The organism is Bifidobacterium scaligerum, assembly GCF_002802865.1.
Taxonomy (GTDB): domain Bacteria; phylum Actinomycetota; class Actinomycetes; order Actinomycetales; family Bifidobacteriaceae; genus Bifidobacterium; species Bifidobacterium scaligerum.
Genome location: NZ_PGLQ01000001.1, coordinates 563569 through 581153 on the forward strand (window position 1 = coordinate 563569; position 17585 = coordinate 581153).

The 17585-nt window shown below is 57.9% G+C and carries 17 protein-coding genes and 1 tRNA gene; 8 read left to right on the forward strand and 10 right to left on the reverse strand.

The genetic code is table 11. The annotated features are described in order from the left end of the window. Positions 1-38: 38 nt before the first annotated feature. From CUU80_RS02450 to CUU80_RS02475, 7 genes are all read left to right on the forward strand, one after another. Entirely contained in the window at positions 39-4025 is a 3987-nt protein-coding gene (locus CUU80_RS02450; RefSeq protein WP_243388600.1) for a hypothetical protein, read from the forward strand. A gap of 11 nt (positions 4026-4036) precedes the next feature. Next, positions 4037-4627: a hypothetical protein gene (locus CUU80_RS02455; protein ID WP_100495785.1), complete on the forward strand. Its 591-nt coding sequence runs from the start codon at positions 4037-4039 to the stop codon at positions 4625-4627. Continuing rightward, the gene (locus CUU80_RS10750) at positions 4624-4782 is read left to right on the forward strand and encodes a hypothetical protein (protein ID WP_165775794.1); all 159 of its coding nucleotides are present in this window, start codon (positions 4624-4626) and stop codon (positions 4780-4782) included. Before CUU80_RS02455 ends, CUU80_RS10750 begins: the two co-directional genes overlap by 4 nt. 76 nt (positions 4783-4858) lie before the next feature. Beyond that, positions 4859-5386, forward strand: coding sequence for a hypothetical protein (locus CUU80_RS02460; RefSeq protein ID WP_100495786.1), 528 nt, complete (start codon positions 4859-4861; stop codon positions 5384-5386). Between the two features lie 30 nt (positions 5387-5416). Next, a complete protein-coding gene (locus CUU80_RS02465; RefSeq protein WP_100495787.1) occupies positions 5417-5734 on the forward strand; it encodes a hypothetical protein in 318 nt (105 codons plus the stop codon). Between the two features lie 24 nt (positions 5735-5758). Beyond that, a complete protein-coding gene (locus CUU80_RS02470) occupies positions 5759-6604 on the forward strand; it encodes a CHAP domain-containing protein (RefSeq protein ID WP_165775795.1) in 846 nt (281 codons plus the stop codon). Next, complete coding sequence (locus tag CUU80_RS02475) at positions 6604-6879, forward strand: phage holin (protein ID WP_100495949.1); 276 nt, start codon at positions 6604-6606, stop codon at positions 6877-6879. The genes CUU80_RS02470 and CUU80_RS02475 overlap by 1 nt, the downstream gene beginning before the upstream one ends. Before the next feature lie 166 nt (positions 6880-7045). Here CUU80_RS02475 and CUU80_RS02480 read toward each other — a convergent pair whose 3' ends face one another. From CUU80_RS02480 to CUU80_RS02495, 5 genes are all read right to left on the reverse strand, one after another. Then, complete coding sequence (locus CUU80_RS02480; RefSeq protein WP_100495789.1) at positions 7046-7498, reverse strand: hypothetical protein; 453 nt, start codon at positions 7496-7498, stop codon at positions 7046-7048. 79 nt (positions 7499-7577) lie between these two features. Next, a complete protein-coding gene (locus CUU80_RS10755; RefSeq protein ID WP_165775796.1) occupies positions 7578-7736 on the reverse strand; it encodes a hypothetical protein in 159 nt (52 codons plus the stop codon). Positions 7737-7979: 243 nt separating this feature from the next. Further along, positions 7980-8053: transfer RNA gene (locus tag CUU80_RS02485), tRNA-Pro, on the reverse strand. Between the two features lie 58 nt (positions 8054-8111). Further along, positions 8112-10250 carry a bifunctional cytidylate kinase/GTPase Der gene (der, locus tag CUU80_RS02490; protein ID WP_100495790.1) on the reverse strand — a complete coding sequence of 713 codons (2139 nt, stop codon included), beginning with the start codon at positions 10248-10250 and terminating at the stop codon, positions 8112-8114. Further along, positions 10247-11017, reverse strand: a complete 771-nt coding sequence (locus tag CUU80_RS02495) for a pseudouridine synthase (RefSeq protein WP_100495791.1) — start codon at positions 11015-11017, stop codon at positions 10247-10249. The genes der and CUU80_RS02495 overlap by 4 nt, the downstream gene beginning before the upstream one ends. Before the next feature lie 189 nt (positions 11018-11206). Here CUU80_RS02495 and CUU80_RS02500 point away from each other — a divergent pair, with 189 nt between their 5' ends. Next, complete coding sequence (locus CUU80_RS02500; RefSeq protein ID WP_100495792.1) at positions 11207-12190, forward strand: MIP/aquaporin family protein; 984 nt, start codon at positions 11207-11209, stop codon at positions 12188-12190. Here CUU80_RS02500 and CUU80_RS11150 read toward each other — a convergent pair. The 5 genes from CUU80_RS11150 to sucC all read right to left on the reverse strand — a co-directional run bounded on the left by CUU80_RS11150 (position 12092) and on the right by sucC (position 17581). After that, complete coding sequence (locus tag CUU80_RS11150) at positions 12092-12391, reverse strand: DUF3017 domain-containing protein (protein WP_100495793.1); 300 nt, start codon at positions 12389-12391, stop codon at positions 12092-12094. The two genes, CUU80_RS02500 and CUU80_RS11150, sit on opposite strands and share 99 nt — an antisense overlap. Positions 12392-12486: 95 nt before the next feature. Beyond that, positions 12487-14124 carry a bifunctional phosphoribosylaminoimidazolecarboxamide formyltransferase/IMP cyclohydrolase gene (purH, locus tag CUU80_RS02510; RefSeq protein WP_243388601.1) on the reverse strand — a complete coding sequence of 546 codons (1638 nt, stop codon included), beginning with the start codon at positions 14122-14124 and terminating at the stop codon, positions 12487-12489. Beyond that, complete coding sequence (locus CUU80_RS02515; RefSeq protein ID WP_243388602.1) at positions 14121-15410, reverse strand: cell division protein PerM; 1290 nt, start codon at positions 15408-15410, stop codon at positions 14121-14123. Before CUU80_RS02515 ends, purH begins: the two co-directional genes overlap by 4 nt. A gap of 57 nt (positions 15411-15467) precedes the next feature. Next, positions 15468-16379: a succinate--CoA ligase subunit alpha gene (gene sucD / locus CUU80_RS02520; protein WP_100495795.1), complete on the reverse strand. Its 912-nt coding sequence runs from the start codon at positions 16377-16379 to the stop codon at positions 15468-15470. Next, the gene (sucC, locus tag CUU80_RS02525; RefSeq protein WP_100495796.1) at positions 16379-17581 is read right to left on the reverse strand and encodes an ADP-forming succinate--CoA ligase subunit beta; all 1203 of its coding nucleotides are present in this window, start codon (positions 17579-17581) and stop codon (positions 16379-16381) included. Before sucC ends, sucD begins: the two co-directional genes overlap by 1 nt. Between the last annotated feature and the right edge of the window lie 4 nt (positions 17582-17585).

Below are 17585 nucleotides of genomic sequence, written 5' to 3' on the forward strand. Positions count from 1 at the left end.
CCCGGTCTCCCTTTTTCTCCCCTCATTGGAGGTTCCATATGGTGAAATCCCTGCACGCGCGGCTGGTCGCCTACCAGCCGGGCGGCGCGAAGCTCGGCATCCTGCAAGCCCCGCTCGGCTTCGACGCATCCATAATCCACAACGATCTGGGCGCGCTCAAAGTCACCTACAGCCGCAGGGCTGTGGGTGGCGGCATCCTGCAGCGCGGTCTCGAAGCCGGTCTGGAGATCGGTCTGGAGGTGTCCGACGGGGGCGCGTGGACGGAACCGTTCAACTGCCGGTATCTGCTCATCGGCCGAAGCCGCAACGCGGAGGACGTCTCGGACACCGTGACCCTGACCTGCCAGAGCATGGCGTGGCTGGGCAACAAGATATTGAACAACGACACCGCGCATCTGATCACGGACGGGGACAACAAGGGCAAGCGCGCGTTCCTGTCCAAGAATCCGGGCGTGATCATCCGCACGATATTAGACGAGAACACGGCCCGCAGGGGCGCGGGCACGGTGCTCGCGGCCGGTTTCGACACCGGCAAGGACGCGGGCGGCGCGGCGTGGAAAAACGTGTACACGCTCTACTACAGCCTTGGCACCAGCCTGAATTCCATGCTCTCATCGATGGTGGGCGGCGGGGCCATCGACTGGCGCACCGACAAACGCGCCCTGAGACTCTGGAACGCGGACAGCACGAACCTCAGCCGAGACCTCTCCAATCAGGTGCATGTCTCGATGATGCACGACGTATTGGAGGCCCCGGAAGAGGAATCGATCGAAGACCTTTCCAGCGACATCCTCGTGGAGGGCGACAACGGGCTCATCTTCCGCGAGTCCAACGCGGCGGCACCCACCCCGTGGGGCAAATGGGAGTCCTACGTGTCACAGGGCGGCGTCAGCGACGAGGCGACCGCCAAGGCGTTCATGCAGGCCACATTGGCGTCCTCGGCGCGCGTGCGCGGACAGTACACGCGATCACTGCTCGTCTCCAACGCGGAATCGCTGCCTTTGATCGACTACCGTCCGGGCGACTGGATCACCGCGCCCACCGTCAAGCACGGCGAGAAGGTCCGCATCCAGCAGGTCACGTTGAGTCTGGATTCCGGCGGGTTGAAGGCCTCGATCACGCTGAACGACAAGGTATACGATTCGCAGGTCCGTCAGGCCAAGAAGATACAGGGCATCACGGGCGGCGCGACGCTGGCCGGCTCGGAGGGCGGGCGTCCCGCCCCGGAGAAGGACCATCGCACCCCCAAGCCGGTGACAGGATTGGTCGTGGCCACCGACGCGTACATCAGCTCGCGTGGCACCGCCCTGGGATTGGCCACCCTGCAGTGGGCGAAGGTCGAGCAGGCCACCGACAATACGGCCATCGACATCAGCTCATACCGGGTGGAATACCGGAAGAACACGGCGGGCGCGCCGTGGCAGAACGGCGGCGTCACCGCGGCCGACGCGCCGACCATCGGCATCGGCGGGTTGGAATGCGGCGTGGAATACGCCTTCCGCGTGCGCGCCGTACCGACTTACTCGGACAGGCTGGGCGAATGGTCGAATGTGGCGGTCGCCCTCGTCGCCTCGGACGTGACCCCGCCTTCCGTGCCCAGCAAGCCGATCCTCACGTCCAAGCTGGGCGTGGTGGACGTCGAATGGGACGGCAAAAACAACGCCGGCGGCGGCATGGAATCGGATTTCGACCACGTCGAGGTCGGCATCTCGAATTCGAACGGCAACTGGACGTATCGGGACAATCTGGCCCGTGACGGGCATTGCATCGTCACCGGCCTGGAATACCGGCAATACTGGTTCGCCCTGCGGTCCGTGGACCATAGCGGCAACAAGTCCCAATGGGGTGCGGGCGCTTCCGTCACGGTCGCCAGCGCGGTCAGCCAAGAAGACCTGGACCAGATCGACAAGGACGTGGCCGCCAACAAGCAGGCCATCGCGGACGCGAACAAGACCCTCGTCCAAGCCCAGTCCGACATCACGGCCAACAAGGGCGCGATCAGTGAGGCGAACAAGCAGATCACCGCGAACAAGACCGCCATCGACAAGGCCAGCCAGCAGTTGACGCAGGCCCAATCGGACATCAAGCAGGCGCAGGCGGATTCCACGAAGGCGAAAACGGACGCGGCCGACGCGAAAAGCGAGGCGGCGAAGGCCACCGGCCAGATCGAGCAGGCGCGCGCCGACATCACTGCCGCATCCTCGAAGGCGCAGACCGCGTTGGACAAGGCCAATTCCGTCGGCAAATCGTTGGACGGACTGCACAACGTGTTCGAGGGCCCCGACGACCCCACCACCCTGTCGGGCGTGACCGTCAAGCAGGGGGACTTCTGGTACAAGACCCAAAAGTATTGGACGCGTTGGAGCGGCGACGAGAACAATTCCACGTCCCTGCTGGCGGACTTCTACACGTACTGGACGGGCGAGGCCAACAATTCCACGAGCGTATTGGTGCCGTTGAGCTCGCGTTTCACCGGCGTGTACGTGTACGACGGCAGCGCGTGGCAGGAACGGAACCTCGTGGCCGCGAACATCCTAGCCACCGGCTCCGTGGTGGCGGACAACATGGCCGCCAACAGCATCACCACGGAGAAGATCGTGGCCGGCGCGATCACCACGGACAGGATCGCCGCCAACGCGATCGTCTCAGGCAAGATCGCCGCCGGAGCCATCTCGACGGACAAGCTCGCCGCACTCGCGGTCACCGCCGACAAGCTCGCCGCGAATTCGGTCGTGGCCGGCAAGCTCGCCGCGAATTCGGTGAACGCGGGCAACATCGTCGCGGGAGCCATCACCGCGGACAAGCTGGCCGCGAACAGCGTGAACGCATCCAAGATCGTGTCCGGCAGCATCACCGCCGACAAGCTCGCCGCCAACAGCGTGACCACGGACAAGCTGGCCGCCAATTCGGTCAACGCGTCCAAGATCGTGGCCCAGTCGATCACCGGCGACAAGATCGCGTCGAACACGATCGTGGCGAGGAACATCGCCGCCCAGTCGATCACGTCGGACCGCATCGCGGCCGGCCAGTTCGTCGGCTACGTGTTCACCGGCTCGATCTTCCAATCCTCCACGGCGGACAACACGGGCTGGAAGCTGAAGGGCAACGCCCTGAGCATGTGGGACTCGGCGCATAACCGCACCGTCTACCTGGACGGCGAAGGCGGGAACAACGTGCTGACTGGCACGTTCCAGACCGCGTTCACCGGGCAGCGCGTCAAGCTCAGCCCCACGTTCAACCAGTCGGAGATCGGCGGCACGGACAGGCTCACCGGTCCGGGCATCCAGTTCTACCACGCGACCGACGCGGCCGAACACCCGTACATCGCCGTCGAATCCACCACGCAGGAGGAGGGCGAGGTGTCCGCGCTCGTGTTCAACGGCGGGCAGCGCGACTCCGGCGCGCTCGGCAGGGGACACGGATACGGCGCGTTCGGACGCGTCGGCATGCGCCGCGACGATCAAAAACGCCAGATCGCAACGGTGTATTTCTCGGCGTCGGCGGACTACGCGCACGCCAACGATACGGACAGGACGCAACGCGAATGGAACTCGTCGGTGAGGCTGAGTGTCCCCGACCAGTCGGACACGACCGCGAGAATCGCGGCCGAAGCCCCCGACAGCCGCTCGGGGGGCGTGTACGCGAACGTCAGCCAGAACTACACGAACCTGTTCTCCCAGAACGCCGCCGGCTGGGTGGGTGTCCAGGCCAACATCGGCACCGGATACCTGTATCTGGGCGGCTACCTCGGCGGCCTCACCAGCTGGCCTACGTTCAACTGCACGCATTGGCGCGCATGGTCGGGCGGAACCAGCACCGCGCCGCAACGGTACGGCGACGTGAAATACACGTTCACCGCGCCACGGACCGGAATCTACCGGTTCGTCGCGTCCGCGGACGCCGGCACCGATCAGGCGCTGGTGCACACCGCGTACACGACGAGCAGTTCGGTCACGGTGCTTGGCTGGGGCAACTATGGGGTGGACGTGTACGCGTCCGTCATGGGATATCTCACGAAGAGCTAAGCGAGGAGCGAATGGAACAGACCATCGAGAACGGGACGCTGCTTCTGGGCGTGCGTTCGGAGGATACGGGGCAGGCCGCGTATTCGGCGATCCCTTTGACCGCGTTGGCCGCGTGGCGTGAACTGCTGGGGGCCGCGTCGGACGTGGAGACGGTCGGTCTGATCATGGCGGCCGCGGATCCGGGCGTCATCGACCCGGACACGGGCCGCAACGCGTGGACCAGCGCCTACGAGCAGTTGGAGCACGACCGGCTGGCCGATCTGAATCAGGTCAAGGCCGCCTCCCTGCATCGCGCGTTCAAGGCTTCCGGCGCACTGGCCGTGGACGGGCGCGCGGAGACGCGCCGACTGTTGGGGTTGCCGGAAACCGTGTCGGACGAATACGAGTCGGACGCCGCGGAGGCCGCAAGCCTCGCGCTCGACGACGGTTCCACGGCCGAAGAGGACGACGTGCCGGATGCGGACGAGGCCACTCCGACCGCATCGCCCGACACCACGGGCCTGGAATCCCTGCTCAAGGCGCACGCCCCGCAGATCAACATCCTGCGCGAACAATTTCTGGACGACATCACCCCGAGGATCACAGACAGGAGGAACCAATGAAGGAACACGACCCATCGAATCTCGTACAGGCGGACGTGAACGACGTGCTCGACAACCTCGCCGCGTCGGTCGCGAGCCTGACACGCCAGCTGGCCATCAGCCAGGCGCAGACGCTCGCACTGCAACGCAAGATCAAGGAGCTGGAGGCCAAGTAATCCCACATGTTTTCAAGCCGTTCCCCACAGGGCGGCATCTCCATACCCAAAACCGAGTGAAAGGAAGTGGTTCGGTATGAGCCTCCTGCGCAACTACATTCCGAATCCCATGTGCGTGGACATGGCCAACTATCTGAGCTCCCACGGAGGAGTGACCAACTGCACGATCGTCAACGTCACCAGCGACTACCAGCCGCCGAGCCTGTATCCGGGCTTCGGCGTGGAGACCGCGGCGGACGGCGACGCATGGTGCGCCATGACGATACCCGACGCGCCACGCGAGACGCCGCTCGTCATCGCCGCCAACATGACTCCCGGCGACGATCAGACCAGCGGCCCCGCATTGTTCGACCAATGGATGCAGGTATGGGGCGGCGACAGTACGAACTGGAGTGTGAGGGGCTCGTTGAGCAAGACGGGCGTGAGCGGCGAGTTCACGATCCCGGCCGGCGGCCAGACCCCACAGATCGTGTTCCGCAGCCCCGCGAAGGCCGGCCAACGCATCTACATCTGGAACATCTACCTCGGCACGAAAGCCGACTGGGAGGCTCTGCAGGGCTATGCGCCCGGAGCACCGTTGGCCGGAAGCCTCATGCCGCTCTAATCGACTGAAAGGAAAGAAGGAATGACCTAGATGACCGAGACACTGCCTACATGGGCGATGCTGCTCGCCGCCGTCATCGGCTCGGGGGCCACGGGCACGTTCACCGCATGGCTGCTGAAACGGTTCGACAAGCCCACCGTGTTGGACCGGGCCGTGCGCGAACTGCTCCTGTGTCGTCTGGAGGATTTGCGCCATGAGATGGTCGCCGACCATCACGGCGTCGCCGACGAGGACCTCAAGGGACGCAGCCAACGACTCTACGACCTGTACCACGAGATGGGCGGCAACGGGCACGGCACCGCGTTGAACCAGGACATCCAGCAGGCGCCCATCGCGCCCAGACAATGACAACGATCCGAAAGGAGCATGAATGTGACAGCGTTCGATGATTGGGTGGCCCGGCACCGCGACCGGGGCACCGACATGGACGGCTACTACGGGACCCAATGCTGGGACCTGTGGGCCAACTACGCGACCGAACTGTTCGGCGCGCCGGCCGGCACGGTGAACACCGCCCCGACCGGGGCGAACGCCGGACTGGCCGGTTCGATCTGGGAGCAGTATCCCACCAGCGGATGGGTGGGCGCGAACTTCACGCGCCTGCCCGCCACCGTCAGCCCTCGCAGGGGCGACGTGGCGTTCTGGGGCAACGATCCCACGCATCCGGTCACCCACGTGGCCATCGTCATCCAAGACGGTGTCCACAACGGCCGCATCCACGTCTTGGCGCAGAACGTGGACGCGTCGATGCTCGCCCGCGACATGTGGGACACCACGGCCACGGACGGCTACCTGCGCCCCAACAACCAGCAACCGATCACAGGAGATGACGACATGCCAACAGCACAGGAGATCGCGGAAGCGGTGTGGAACTTCAACCAGAACGGCACGAAATGCCGCGACAGGTTGCAGGGCATCGACAAGGCGGCGAACGATATCGTCAAGACCGTGGGCGAACGCGTGTGGAGCTTCCCCATCCAGAACGTGCAGGCGCGCGACCGCCTCTACGGCTTGGACAAGCTGCAAGTGCCCGGTCTGAGCAGGCAGCTCGCCACCCTGACCGCCACGGTCGCCGCCCAGCAGACCGCGATCGACACGCTCGCCAAGAGTCTGGGCGCGAACCCGCAGGACATCAGCAAGACCGTCGAGAAGGCCGTCAAGGACAAGCTCGACTCCCTGCAGATCACCGTGACCACGGACGACAAGGAGGCCGAATGATGGCATACGAGAATGACACCGAAGAGCCTGTGGAGGATTCCGACCTGAACGGCGACAACGTGCCCGACTGGCTCATCCCCAGCCATGTGTACGACGTGCTGAAATGGGTCGCGTTGATCGTATTCCCCGCCTTGGCCACGTTGGTGGGCGCGTTGGGCCCCGTATGGGGATTCACCGCACTCGCCTCCAACGTCGCCACCACACTCAACGCATTGGGACTGTTCACCGGCGTCATCATCGGCGCAAGCGCCATCAAAGCCAATACGAGCAAGTGACGTTAAAAAACCGGGTTGAAAATTTCAATTCCACAGGAAAATTTCGGAACAGGGGAAAAATTATTCCATTCCGAACTCCTAATGGGATAATCCACGACAGAAATAAAGAAGCCGCCCTCCCTACAGCCTCACGCTGCATGGGGAGGGCGGCTTTCTCATAGGTGCATCAATCGATGCTATCGAAACCGAAACGCACAAATCGGTGATAATGCTTCTCATAGGGATCGACGCCAGCATCTATGAATCCGTTGCGCTGAAACAGGTTTATGCTTTGCACATTACGTGGGTCGATGCGTGCGCCAATCGTATCATCACGGCCGGTTTTGATTTGGTTCTCCTGCATGATTCGGAGTGCATGCCTGAGAGCCGCGTCTCCAAAATGACAGTGATCGGCTTCTAATGAGCGCGCGATGTACCCGACCATGTAAACGCCTTGATCATCGTCTTTGAATCCGTCGATTATCCCGAACCATACGAATGCCATGATCCGTTCCTCGCCGGTTTTGTCGGGAACACAACAGATATCCGCCCATTCGCTTCTCGGATTGGGTTTGCGGAAGCCGCGAATCATGTTCTGTACTTCCAACTGCCATGGCCAGTAGTATTTGCGATGCTTCATAACCGCATCCATGGAAAAGCCGCCCAGAGGGGCGGCGCATTCGAATTGCTGGAGTCTCCCGTAATAGTCGGGAGAGAGTTCACGCCACTTGTAGTCGCTTCCGCTTGTCATGCTCTTCCTTGGCGGCTTTGATGAAGTCCTTGTTGAATGAACGGGACAGGCTCTTCCAGTATTCTTCCTGATTAGGTCCGGAGCCACTTGGTTTGGCGGCACGGTCCGTTTTGATGTTCTTTGCCATGCTTTCCTCACCTTCAATTGGTTGCTCTACCCTACGACAGCTGTCATCATTCTGGCAAATCTATCCACAATAAATGTGGATAACCGTGTCGTGACATACTCCTAGGTTCCTTAATTTTTGCCCACATTTTGCCCACATTTTTTCTGAAATCGGGTGAAAAACAGTGAAATCGGGTGAAAACGGAAAAGCCGCTCAGCCCTACTCCCGTAAGGCTTTGCGGCTTATTTCAATGGTTCCGAAAAGTCGGGCCGGCGGGATTTGAACCCGCGACCCCTTGACCCCCAGTCAAGTGCGCTACCAAACTGCGCTACGGCCCGATGCTGCAAAAGCAACAGTTGGATAGACTACCGTAAAGGCCGCTGGGGTCAAAATCAATCAGCGTGTCGCCTTCTTTTGCTTCTTTTCTCGAATATTCACCGAAATCTGGATCGGCGTACCTTCAAAGCCGAATTCCTCACGCAACGACCGTTCGATGTACCGACGATAGCCATGCTCCAGGAAACCAGTCGCAAAGATCACGAATCGTGGCGGACGAGTGGATGCCTGTGTAGCAAACAGGATACGAGGCTGCTTGCCGCCACGCAATGGATGCGGGTGAGCTGCCTGAATCTTGCCGAGGAAGGCGTTAAGCTTTCCGGTAGGAATACGTTGGTCCCAGGACTCTAGAGCGGAACGCATTGCGTTGGCCAGACGATTGGTATGCCAGCCCGTCTTAGCGGACAGATTCACTCGCTGCGCCCATGTCACACGGTCGAACTCGGTAATCCACAGACGTTCCAGACGTTGTTTGTCGAATTCGTCCATGGCGTCCCACTTGTTAAATACAAGTACAATCGCACGTCCTGCATCCACGGCTGTGGACATGACTTTCAAATCCTGATCAGAGATCGGCTGAGAAGCATCAAACAGAATCAGAGCCAGCTCGGAGCGCTCAATGGCAGCCTGCGTACGCAACGAAGAGTAATACTCCGCACCTTTGAGCTTATGCTGACGACGTTTGATACCGGCGGTATCGATGAACAGCCAATCCTCGCCATCGATGTCAATGATCTCGTCGACCGGGTCACGCGTAGTGCCTGCCAAGTCATTGACCACGGAACGTTCTTCTCGTGCCAGCTGATTCAGCAGAGAGGACTTGCCTACATTGGGGCGACCGACCAAAGCGACGCGTCGCAGACTGGAAGGAGTCAGAAAACCAGAGGTCTTCTCGGCCTTCCTTAGCTTGTCAAGTGCGACATCCAACAAGTCGCCGACGCCTCTGCCGTGCATGGCGGATACCGAATATGGCTCCCCCAGACCTAGTTTCCAGAACTCAGCAGCAAGATACTCGCTAGCCTGATCATCGATCTTGTTGACCGCCAAAGTCACTGGCTTGCCGGAAGCACGTAGTAGTTTGACTATGCGTTCATCCGTGGAAGTCAGGCCCACCTGTCCGTCTACCACAAACACCACGGCATCAGCAAGCTGAACAGCTACCTGTGCCTGCGAAGCAATGGCTGATTCAATGCCTTCCACATCGGCTTCCCAGCCGCCCGTATCGACTAGCTTGAAATCAGTACCGGCCCATTCCGCATCATAGCTGACGCGATCGCGGGTCACGCCGGGCGTATCTTCCACGACGGCTGCGCGACGTCCAAGAATACGGTTCACCAACGAAGATTTGCCCACGTTCGGGCGTCCGACAATCGCCAGAACACCTACAGGCTTAGGACCGGGCTGAGAGCCGCTTTCCGTAAAGTCACGGCCGGAAATCAGCGCCTCATCGCCTTCGTCAAGCTCATAACCTTCCAGATTGGCTGCATATTGCTCATACTCCTGATTCTCGATGGCTTCTTCCACCAAGCCGATCAGTACATCAAGTGTATGCTCGAAATCCATATCCGAATTGTCTATGGTGGTCACTCCGTCAGCAGCGGTCATAAAACTGGTGACCTTGGAATCCGCCTTATCTCGGGCGGCTACGTCCTCAGCGCCAACTCCTTTGACGGCCTGTCCTGTACGTCGTGCCTGGCGCACTTCCTCACGGGCGGTCAGCAGTACACGAACCTCGGCATCAGGCGCCACCACAGTGGTGATGTCACGCCCTTCAGCCACGATGCCGAGTCCTTCAGAGAATGAGTCGGCAGATGCCTCTCGCGCGATATATGCACGCTGCGCGGCAATCAGGACATTACGTACAGGAATGATGTTTGAGACTTTGGAGACATGGGACGAAACCTCAGACGATCGAATCGCTTCAGAAATATCCTCACTGTCGGCGTATACCTTGGGGGCAGACGGGTCTACCGAAATATCAAAATGGTCGCCGGTGAAGAACTCTCCCACGGTTTCGGTAACGATCCGCTCATCAATGGTCTCAGCATCAAGGTCAATGCCTTGTTTCATACACCACCATGCGCAGGCACGATACATGGCACCTGTATCCAGATACGCATAACCGAAATATTTAGCCAGCGCTTTGGCAGTAGACGATTTGCCGACGCCGGCAGGACCGTCAATGGCGACACGAATCACAGGCCAACCTCCTTGGACAGCGAGCGAACTTCGGTCTGGGAGAGCACGCGGTACGAGCCGGACTTCAGATCGCCGAGTTTAATCGGACCGATTTGCGTGCGTACCAGCCGCTTCACCGGGAATCCGATAGAACCGAAAATACGACGTACGATACGGTTCTTGCCCGAATGCAGCACGACTTTAACCAACGTTACGTCACGGGAAGAATCGATGATGGCGCAATGATCCAACTTGATCCATCCGTCATCGAGCTGGACTCCGGTATTTACCAGACGCCGGCATACGGTACCAGAGATCCGCCCTTCCAAGGTCGCGATATAAGTCTTCTCCACCTCATATTTCGGGTGCATGACATGCTGCGACAACTCACCGTCATTGGTCATAAGAATCAGGCCTTCTGAATCGTAATCCAGACGACCCATATGGAAAATACGCTCGTACTTGTCCCCTACGATATCTCGCAGTGTGTAACGCCCCTTCGGATCCTCCATAGCGGAAAGCACCTTGCGGGGCTTGTTGAGCGCCAGCGTTACATGGTTCGGATTAATCCGAACACGTGAACCGTCTACACGAATCTGCTGCCTTTTCGGATCGACGCGAGTGCCGAGCTCGGTGACCAGCTCACCATCCACCTCGACGCGACCATCGGTAATCATGTCCTCACACTTGCGGCGGGAACCGAAACCAGCCTGAGCGAGCAGTTTCTGCAAACGAATGGAATTGGAATCATCATGCGCCTTAGCAGCGCGAGAATATGCGTTTGGCATCGTTCTCCCAACGTGGCCGGACAGGGAATCCTGTCGATATGTGCAATATGGTTCTGTATTGTTGGTGAAACTGGTTGTTCCCAGCGAATTCCAACGTTTCCATAATACCGCAAAGGCGGACTACTGGTAGACTGACACCGTTTGCGTGGAGGCACCCCGCCTTCCGGCAATTGACAAAAAGGAATAATCATGGAAGAAACCAAGCAAATGCCGTTGGCGTTACGAGCATGCGCCGAACTCGCCGGCAGCTTCTTGCTGTGCTTTGCTGTTTATGCTTTCTCGACATGGGGCTCTGCCGTATTCGGCATCAATATCGTGTTCTTCGCCTTGGCCACCGGCCTAGCTTACGCGGTGGTTACCGCCATATTCTCTCGTATTTCCGGTGGACAGCTCAACCCAGCCATCACCGTCGCCGCTGTCTTATCCTCTAAGACCAGAGCCGTGGATGGTCTGCTATATGTAGTGGCGCAAGTGCTAGGTGCTGTCGCGGCAGGGTTCGCAGTGGTCAAGCTGCTACCCACTTCCGAACAGGTGACTGCCAAGGTATGGCTGACTCCGGCTGTGAATGGATTTGAAAAAGGCTCTGTAGCATACTCAGTACTGTCTCAGTACGGCATTACGTTCTCAGTGACCTTGGCGATTGTCATTGAAGTTGTCGCCAGCCTGATCGTAGTATCCGCAGCCATGGCCACACTTGGCGAGCACGGTGAATCATCTGATCGACATGCAACAACCATGGGTCTTGCCTATGGTCTGGCTGCCGCTATGAGCTATACAGTAACCGGTGCTGGTCTCAATCCTGCACGTTCCACCGGTATTGCGTTAGCCGCTATGAACCAAGGGCTTGACCAAAATCCGGTCCAGCAGTTATGGGTGTTCTGGATCAGCCCGATTCTGGCCGCTGCAGTTGTGTCATTGGCGATGATCATCGCGCAGATGGCCACCACAGCCAAACCGAATGCCACGAACAAGGCTGCGTATGCTGAAGTCAGCGAAGATACTGTTCGCGTAAACTCCGAGGAGACCGAAGACGGCGTATTCTTCGACCAAGCAGCTGCACAGGATGATGCTCGTTCAGATCAAAAAGCTGTTGAGCAGACCGAAGAAACTGAAGTACGTGATCAGCAAGCCAGCTCCCAAAGCCATGCCGATGAAGGAGTCAAACGCGACTGAACGAACCTTCCATGGGCTGCGGTCGCGCAGTATCAGACGGATAAGTCCAGTCATTATGGCCGTCACGGCGATAACCACCGTGGCGGCCATCGTATATCCACAGACAGCGAGGAGCGTGGCGACAATGATGACGCCAAGAACAATCCACTCGAACCAAGGCTTGCCTTCGTGAGCTTCAGATACATACGGATGATTATGCATAACGCTGCTTTCCTGTGAGATCGAGCATATATGAATATATGACAGGGCTCCCCCTCGCAAGAGGGAGAGCCGATTATACGCTGATCGAATAACGATCAGTGGAAGAAGTGACGAGTACCAGTCAGGTACATCGTCACACCAGCTTTCTTGGCTGCTTCAATAACCTCTTCATCGCGGATTGAGCCTCCAGGCTGGACAATCGCTTTGACGCCTGCGTCAATAAGCACCTGAGCACCATCGGCAAACGGGAAGAATGCATCAGAAGCGGCTACGGAACCGGCGGCACGGTCAACACCGTCGGCCAACGTATTGGCACGCTCGACGGCCAGATGGCAGGAGTCAACACGATTGACCTGTCCCATGCCGATGCCGACGGTGGCCTGATCGTGGGCCAACAGAATGGCATTGGACTTGACACAACGAATCGCGCGCCACGCAAATACCAAATCCTTCAGCGTTTCGGCATCCGCCGCCTCACCGGCAACCAGCTTCCACGCATTCGGATCATCGCCCACCGCGTTAATCAGATCCGTATCCTGCACCAGCAGGCCGCCATCGATCTGACGAATAGCCTCGTGACCCTTTGGCGGCTCGGCCACCTTTAGAATACGCAGATTCTTTTTCTTGGTCTGAAGCAGTTCCAATGCGGCAGGCTCATAGTCGGGAGCGACAATGACCTCAGTGAAGATGGGACGTACGCTTTCGGCCATCTCTAGTGTCACGGTGGAATTGCACGCGATCACACCGCCATAGGCGCTCATCGGATCGCAAGCATGAGCTTTCTTGTGAGCTTCAGCCGCAGTCGCGCCAATGGCCAGACCGCATGGATTGTTGTGCTTGACTACTGCCACCGCAATTGAAGGAGCCATGTCCCAGACCGTGCGCCATGCAGCATCGGCATCGACATAGTTGTTATAGCTCATTGGCTTTCCGCCGAGCTGCTGCGCGTGTGCAAAACCGGTCTGGTTGAGCGGATCAACGTACAGGGCCGCCTGCTGATGGGAATTCTCGCCATAACGCAGCGTATGTGCACGATCCCATGTACGGGTGAATTGTGCAGGGAACTTAGCTGTATCGACTTCACTGCCTTGATCGTCGTGGTCGATTTCCACTGTAGCCAACGTATCCGGCTTGGGCCAGTGCTTGGCAGTCCACTCGTTAATAGTGGCGTCATAGGCTGCGGTGTGCGCAAAAGCCTTGGCAGCCAGCCATTTGCGTTCTTCCAAGGAGAAGCCGGTGCCATCGGCGACCCGGGATGCAACCAGAGCATAGTCATTCGGATCAGTGACAATGGCTACGGTAGCGTGGTTCTTGGCGGCGCCGCGAACCATGGACGGTCCACCGATATCAATTTTCTCGATGGTATCCGCTTCGTTCGCACCGCTTCGTACCGTATCGGCGAACGGGTACAGATTGACTACCACGAGATCAAACGGCTTAATACCAAATTCCTCAAGCTGCTTGGCATGTTCAGGATTGGTCATATCAGCCAAAATGCCGGCATGGATATAAGGATGCAGCGTCTTGACGCGACCGTCCAAACATTCGGGGAATCCAGTGACATCGGATACCTCGGTTACCTTGACTCCCAGTTCCGCCAGCTTCTTGGCAGTAGAGCCTGTGGATACGACTTCGGTACCCGCCTTCACAAAAGCCTCGGCGAGCACTTCGATGCCTTCCTTATGGAAGACTGAAACCAGTGCACGACGTATCGGCCGATTTGTGGTTGTCATTCCTGTTCCTCCTTGGATTGTGGGGATTGAGATACGATGGTGCGCCGCTCCGTTGTTCCGTTATTGTGTGGGATATTTCCGGAACGGGGATTCCTGATCCTCTCAGTTATCCAGACTATCGAAAAAACAAGTGCCGTGCTAATCAACGCCACGAGCCATGCAATGCTCAGTCCAATAGCTGTCGCATGTCCTACAGCCCTTGTAGAAGCCATTACGTTGACGCCAACCTGCGCAAGCCGTTGTTCGCCCAGTGAGCCATTGGACAAAGCGAACAACGCAGTGAATGCCAAAGAAATGAGTCCTGCGGCTAGGCAAAACGAAGCAACCGAGTATGCTAGATCCGCCATCAGTGAGGCACGGCTTTCGACATGGCGAACGTTGATAGGCCGATAACGGAAGCCCTGCGGTATGAACAAGGTCACCAATCCCACGATGCAGGAGATAGTGAGGGGAGCGGCCAATGCCGCCATGCGCCATATATCATTGGATATAGGTTCGGGGAATATAGCAAACAGCGGAACCGCCGGTAGCCCATTGGATTGTCCGACCCACAACGTGAAGTTGGCCAAATCGCCTATAGCAAATCCCGCGCCAAACAACCATGAAACGGCCCACAGCGCGAGATTTGGCAGCCAGATAAGCATGGCCAAGCTAGTGGTGATACGCGATCCTGTCTCCATACCGGACATGCTAAAGACAGAAAAGACCGCAGCATGATTCAGCACAGCCCAAACCACCACAGTGATCAGACCAACGACCAAATATATGCCGGTAATGACTGCGGCTATCGACATTCCGATGTTCAAACTATGACGGATTCGGGTTGGAACATGCTGGCGATACCAATGCAAGCAATTCTTCGTCAAGTTGCCATAGGGGAATATGGCACCTGCATATCCAAGGGAGAAAATAAGCGCTGCTTTGCCGAGCACAAGCCATTGATCATCGACAAGACCTACACTGATACCGCTTCGCATGAACTCATTCATTGCCAACCAGGTAATCAGACCAGCCGCATACACATGAACATTGGTTTTCCTGCAGCGCGACACGACTGCACCAATTAGCCAAATCAACATAATGGTAAGCAGCAACGGCGTGATGGTAAGTGTGATGGAACCGGTTTTGAAGCCAGAACCTTCACTGAGCAACACCACAGCTAGAGTCAGCCCATACGTGGCATTAGCAAGGTTGGAGCTGCCCTCTTCCATTGAGATGACCAACAGCATCAAAGCTATATAGCAACCCACTGCAATGGCATAGATAGCCATGGATGCGAATGCCACGCAGGCACCTCGCATCCATTGACGAATCATTGTTTTCATACGGTCGATGAACTGCACTTACGCAATATTGGCCTTGGCGAGCACGTCGCGCATAAGCTGCGCCGCCTGTCCTGGCGTTTTGCCGACCGGAATTCCAGCGGCTTCGAGGGCGTTTTTCTTATCCTGGGCAGTACCCTTGCCTCCGGAGACAATCGCGCCAGCATGGCCCATCTGCTTGCCTTCAGGGGCAGTGAAGCCCGCGATGTAGGCCACGACCGGCTTGGTCATATGTTCTTTAGCCCAAGCCGCTGCCTCTTGCTCTGCAAAACCGCCAATTTCACCGATCATCATCACAGCCTTGGTGTTCGGGTCGGCCTCAAAAGCCTCAAGAGCCTCCAATAACGTGGTACCGACAATAGGATCACCACCGGCACCCAAGCATGCGGTAAAACCAATATCCGAAAGTTCACCCATAAGCTGATAGGTCAGCGTACCGGATTTGGAAACCAAGCCTAACGGACCGCGACCGACAATGCCATCAGGAATAATGCCGAGGTTGACTCCAGGATCGCCCAGCGTGATAAGACCCGGGCAGTTCGGTCCGATGATACGTACACCTTTCTGCAGCGCCAGCTCCACGAAATAGGCAGAATCGGCGACAGGAATGCCTTCGGTGATAACTACCACGAGTTCAATTCCAGCTTCAACGGCCTCGACTACTGCGTCCTTGGCAAAGCGAGGCGGTACAAAGACCACACTGGCCTTGGCACCCGTAGCGTTGCGAGCTTCGGAACAAGTGGCGAACACCGGAATGTCTGCATCCTTCTCACCCTTGACTCCGGGGAAGGTGACGGTGGTTCCCGCCTTGCGGGGGTTTACACCGCCGACGATGTTGGTGCCGGCCCTTAACATGCGTGCGGTATGGGTCATGCCCTGATGGCCAGTCATACCCTGAACGATTACTGGGGCACCGTCTTCAATGAACAGCATCAGCGAACCTCCTTGGAACCGACGGCCTCAGCGGCAAGCTGGGCAGCTTTCTGCGCAGCGCCTTCCATGGTCTGAGACACATGAATGATCGGATTGTTGGCTTCAGCCAGAATATGCAGACCTTCTGCCGCAGCGTTGCCATCGAAACGAACCACAATCGGTTTTGAGCTACCAAGCGTCTTGACGGCTTCCAAAATACCATTGGCAACTTCCACGCAAGAAGTGATACCGCCATAGACGTTAATGAACACCGATTCGACCTGTGGATCGGACAATACGATTTCAAGGCTACCGGCCATTACAGCCGCAGACGCACCGCCGCCGATATCCAGGAAATTGGCAGGTTTGATACCGGTCCCCTGCTCCTCGCCCGCGCCAGAAACAGCATCCAAGGAACTCATGACCAGTCCTGCGCCGTTACCGATTACACCAACCTCGCCGCGCAGATGCACATAGTGCAAACCATGTTCACGGGCTTTCTGCTCGAATGGATCAGGAACAATTGGATCCTCGAAACGCGTCCAACCGCCATGACGGAATGCGGCATTATCATCAAGCGAGATCTTCGCGTCTAAGGCGCACAGCTGCTTGGTGGATTCGTCATCCGGATCACCAATTTTGGCCAATGGGTTTATCTCCACGAGCGTTGCATCGTTCTCTTTGAAGCAACGCCACATTTTGAGTAGAATCTGAGCTGCCTGATCTACATCAGCATGATAGAAACCAATGCTCTCAGCCATTTTGGTGGCAGCTTCAAGGTCAAAATCACCGAGTGCTTCGATATGCAGGCGCTTGACCGATTCCGGATGTTCTTTGGCGATCTCTTCCACTTCCGTGCCGCCATTGGCGGTAGCAAGCACATCAAAATCACGAGAGGTGCGGTCCACGGAGATCGACACATAGTACTCATGCAGAATATTCTTGGCTTCGGCTACAAGCACGCCTGAGACTTTGTGCCCGTGAATGGTCATCGGCAAAATGGCCTCGGATTCGAGAATGGCTTCATCGCGGTTGCGAGCAATCTTCACACCGCCAGCCTGACCACGATGTCCAATCTTCACCTGCGCCTTAATCACGCACGGATAACCGATTTTGTCCGCCGCCTCGGCCACTTCATGGGAGTTCTGTGCGAAGATGGCACCCGGGGTGGGGATGTCCTGTTCCTCAAGCAGCTCACGTGCCTGGTATTCGTAAAGGTCCATGGAT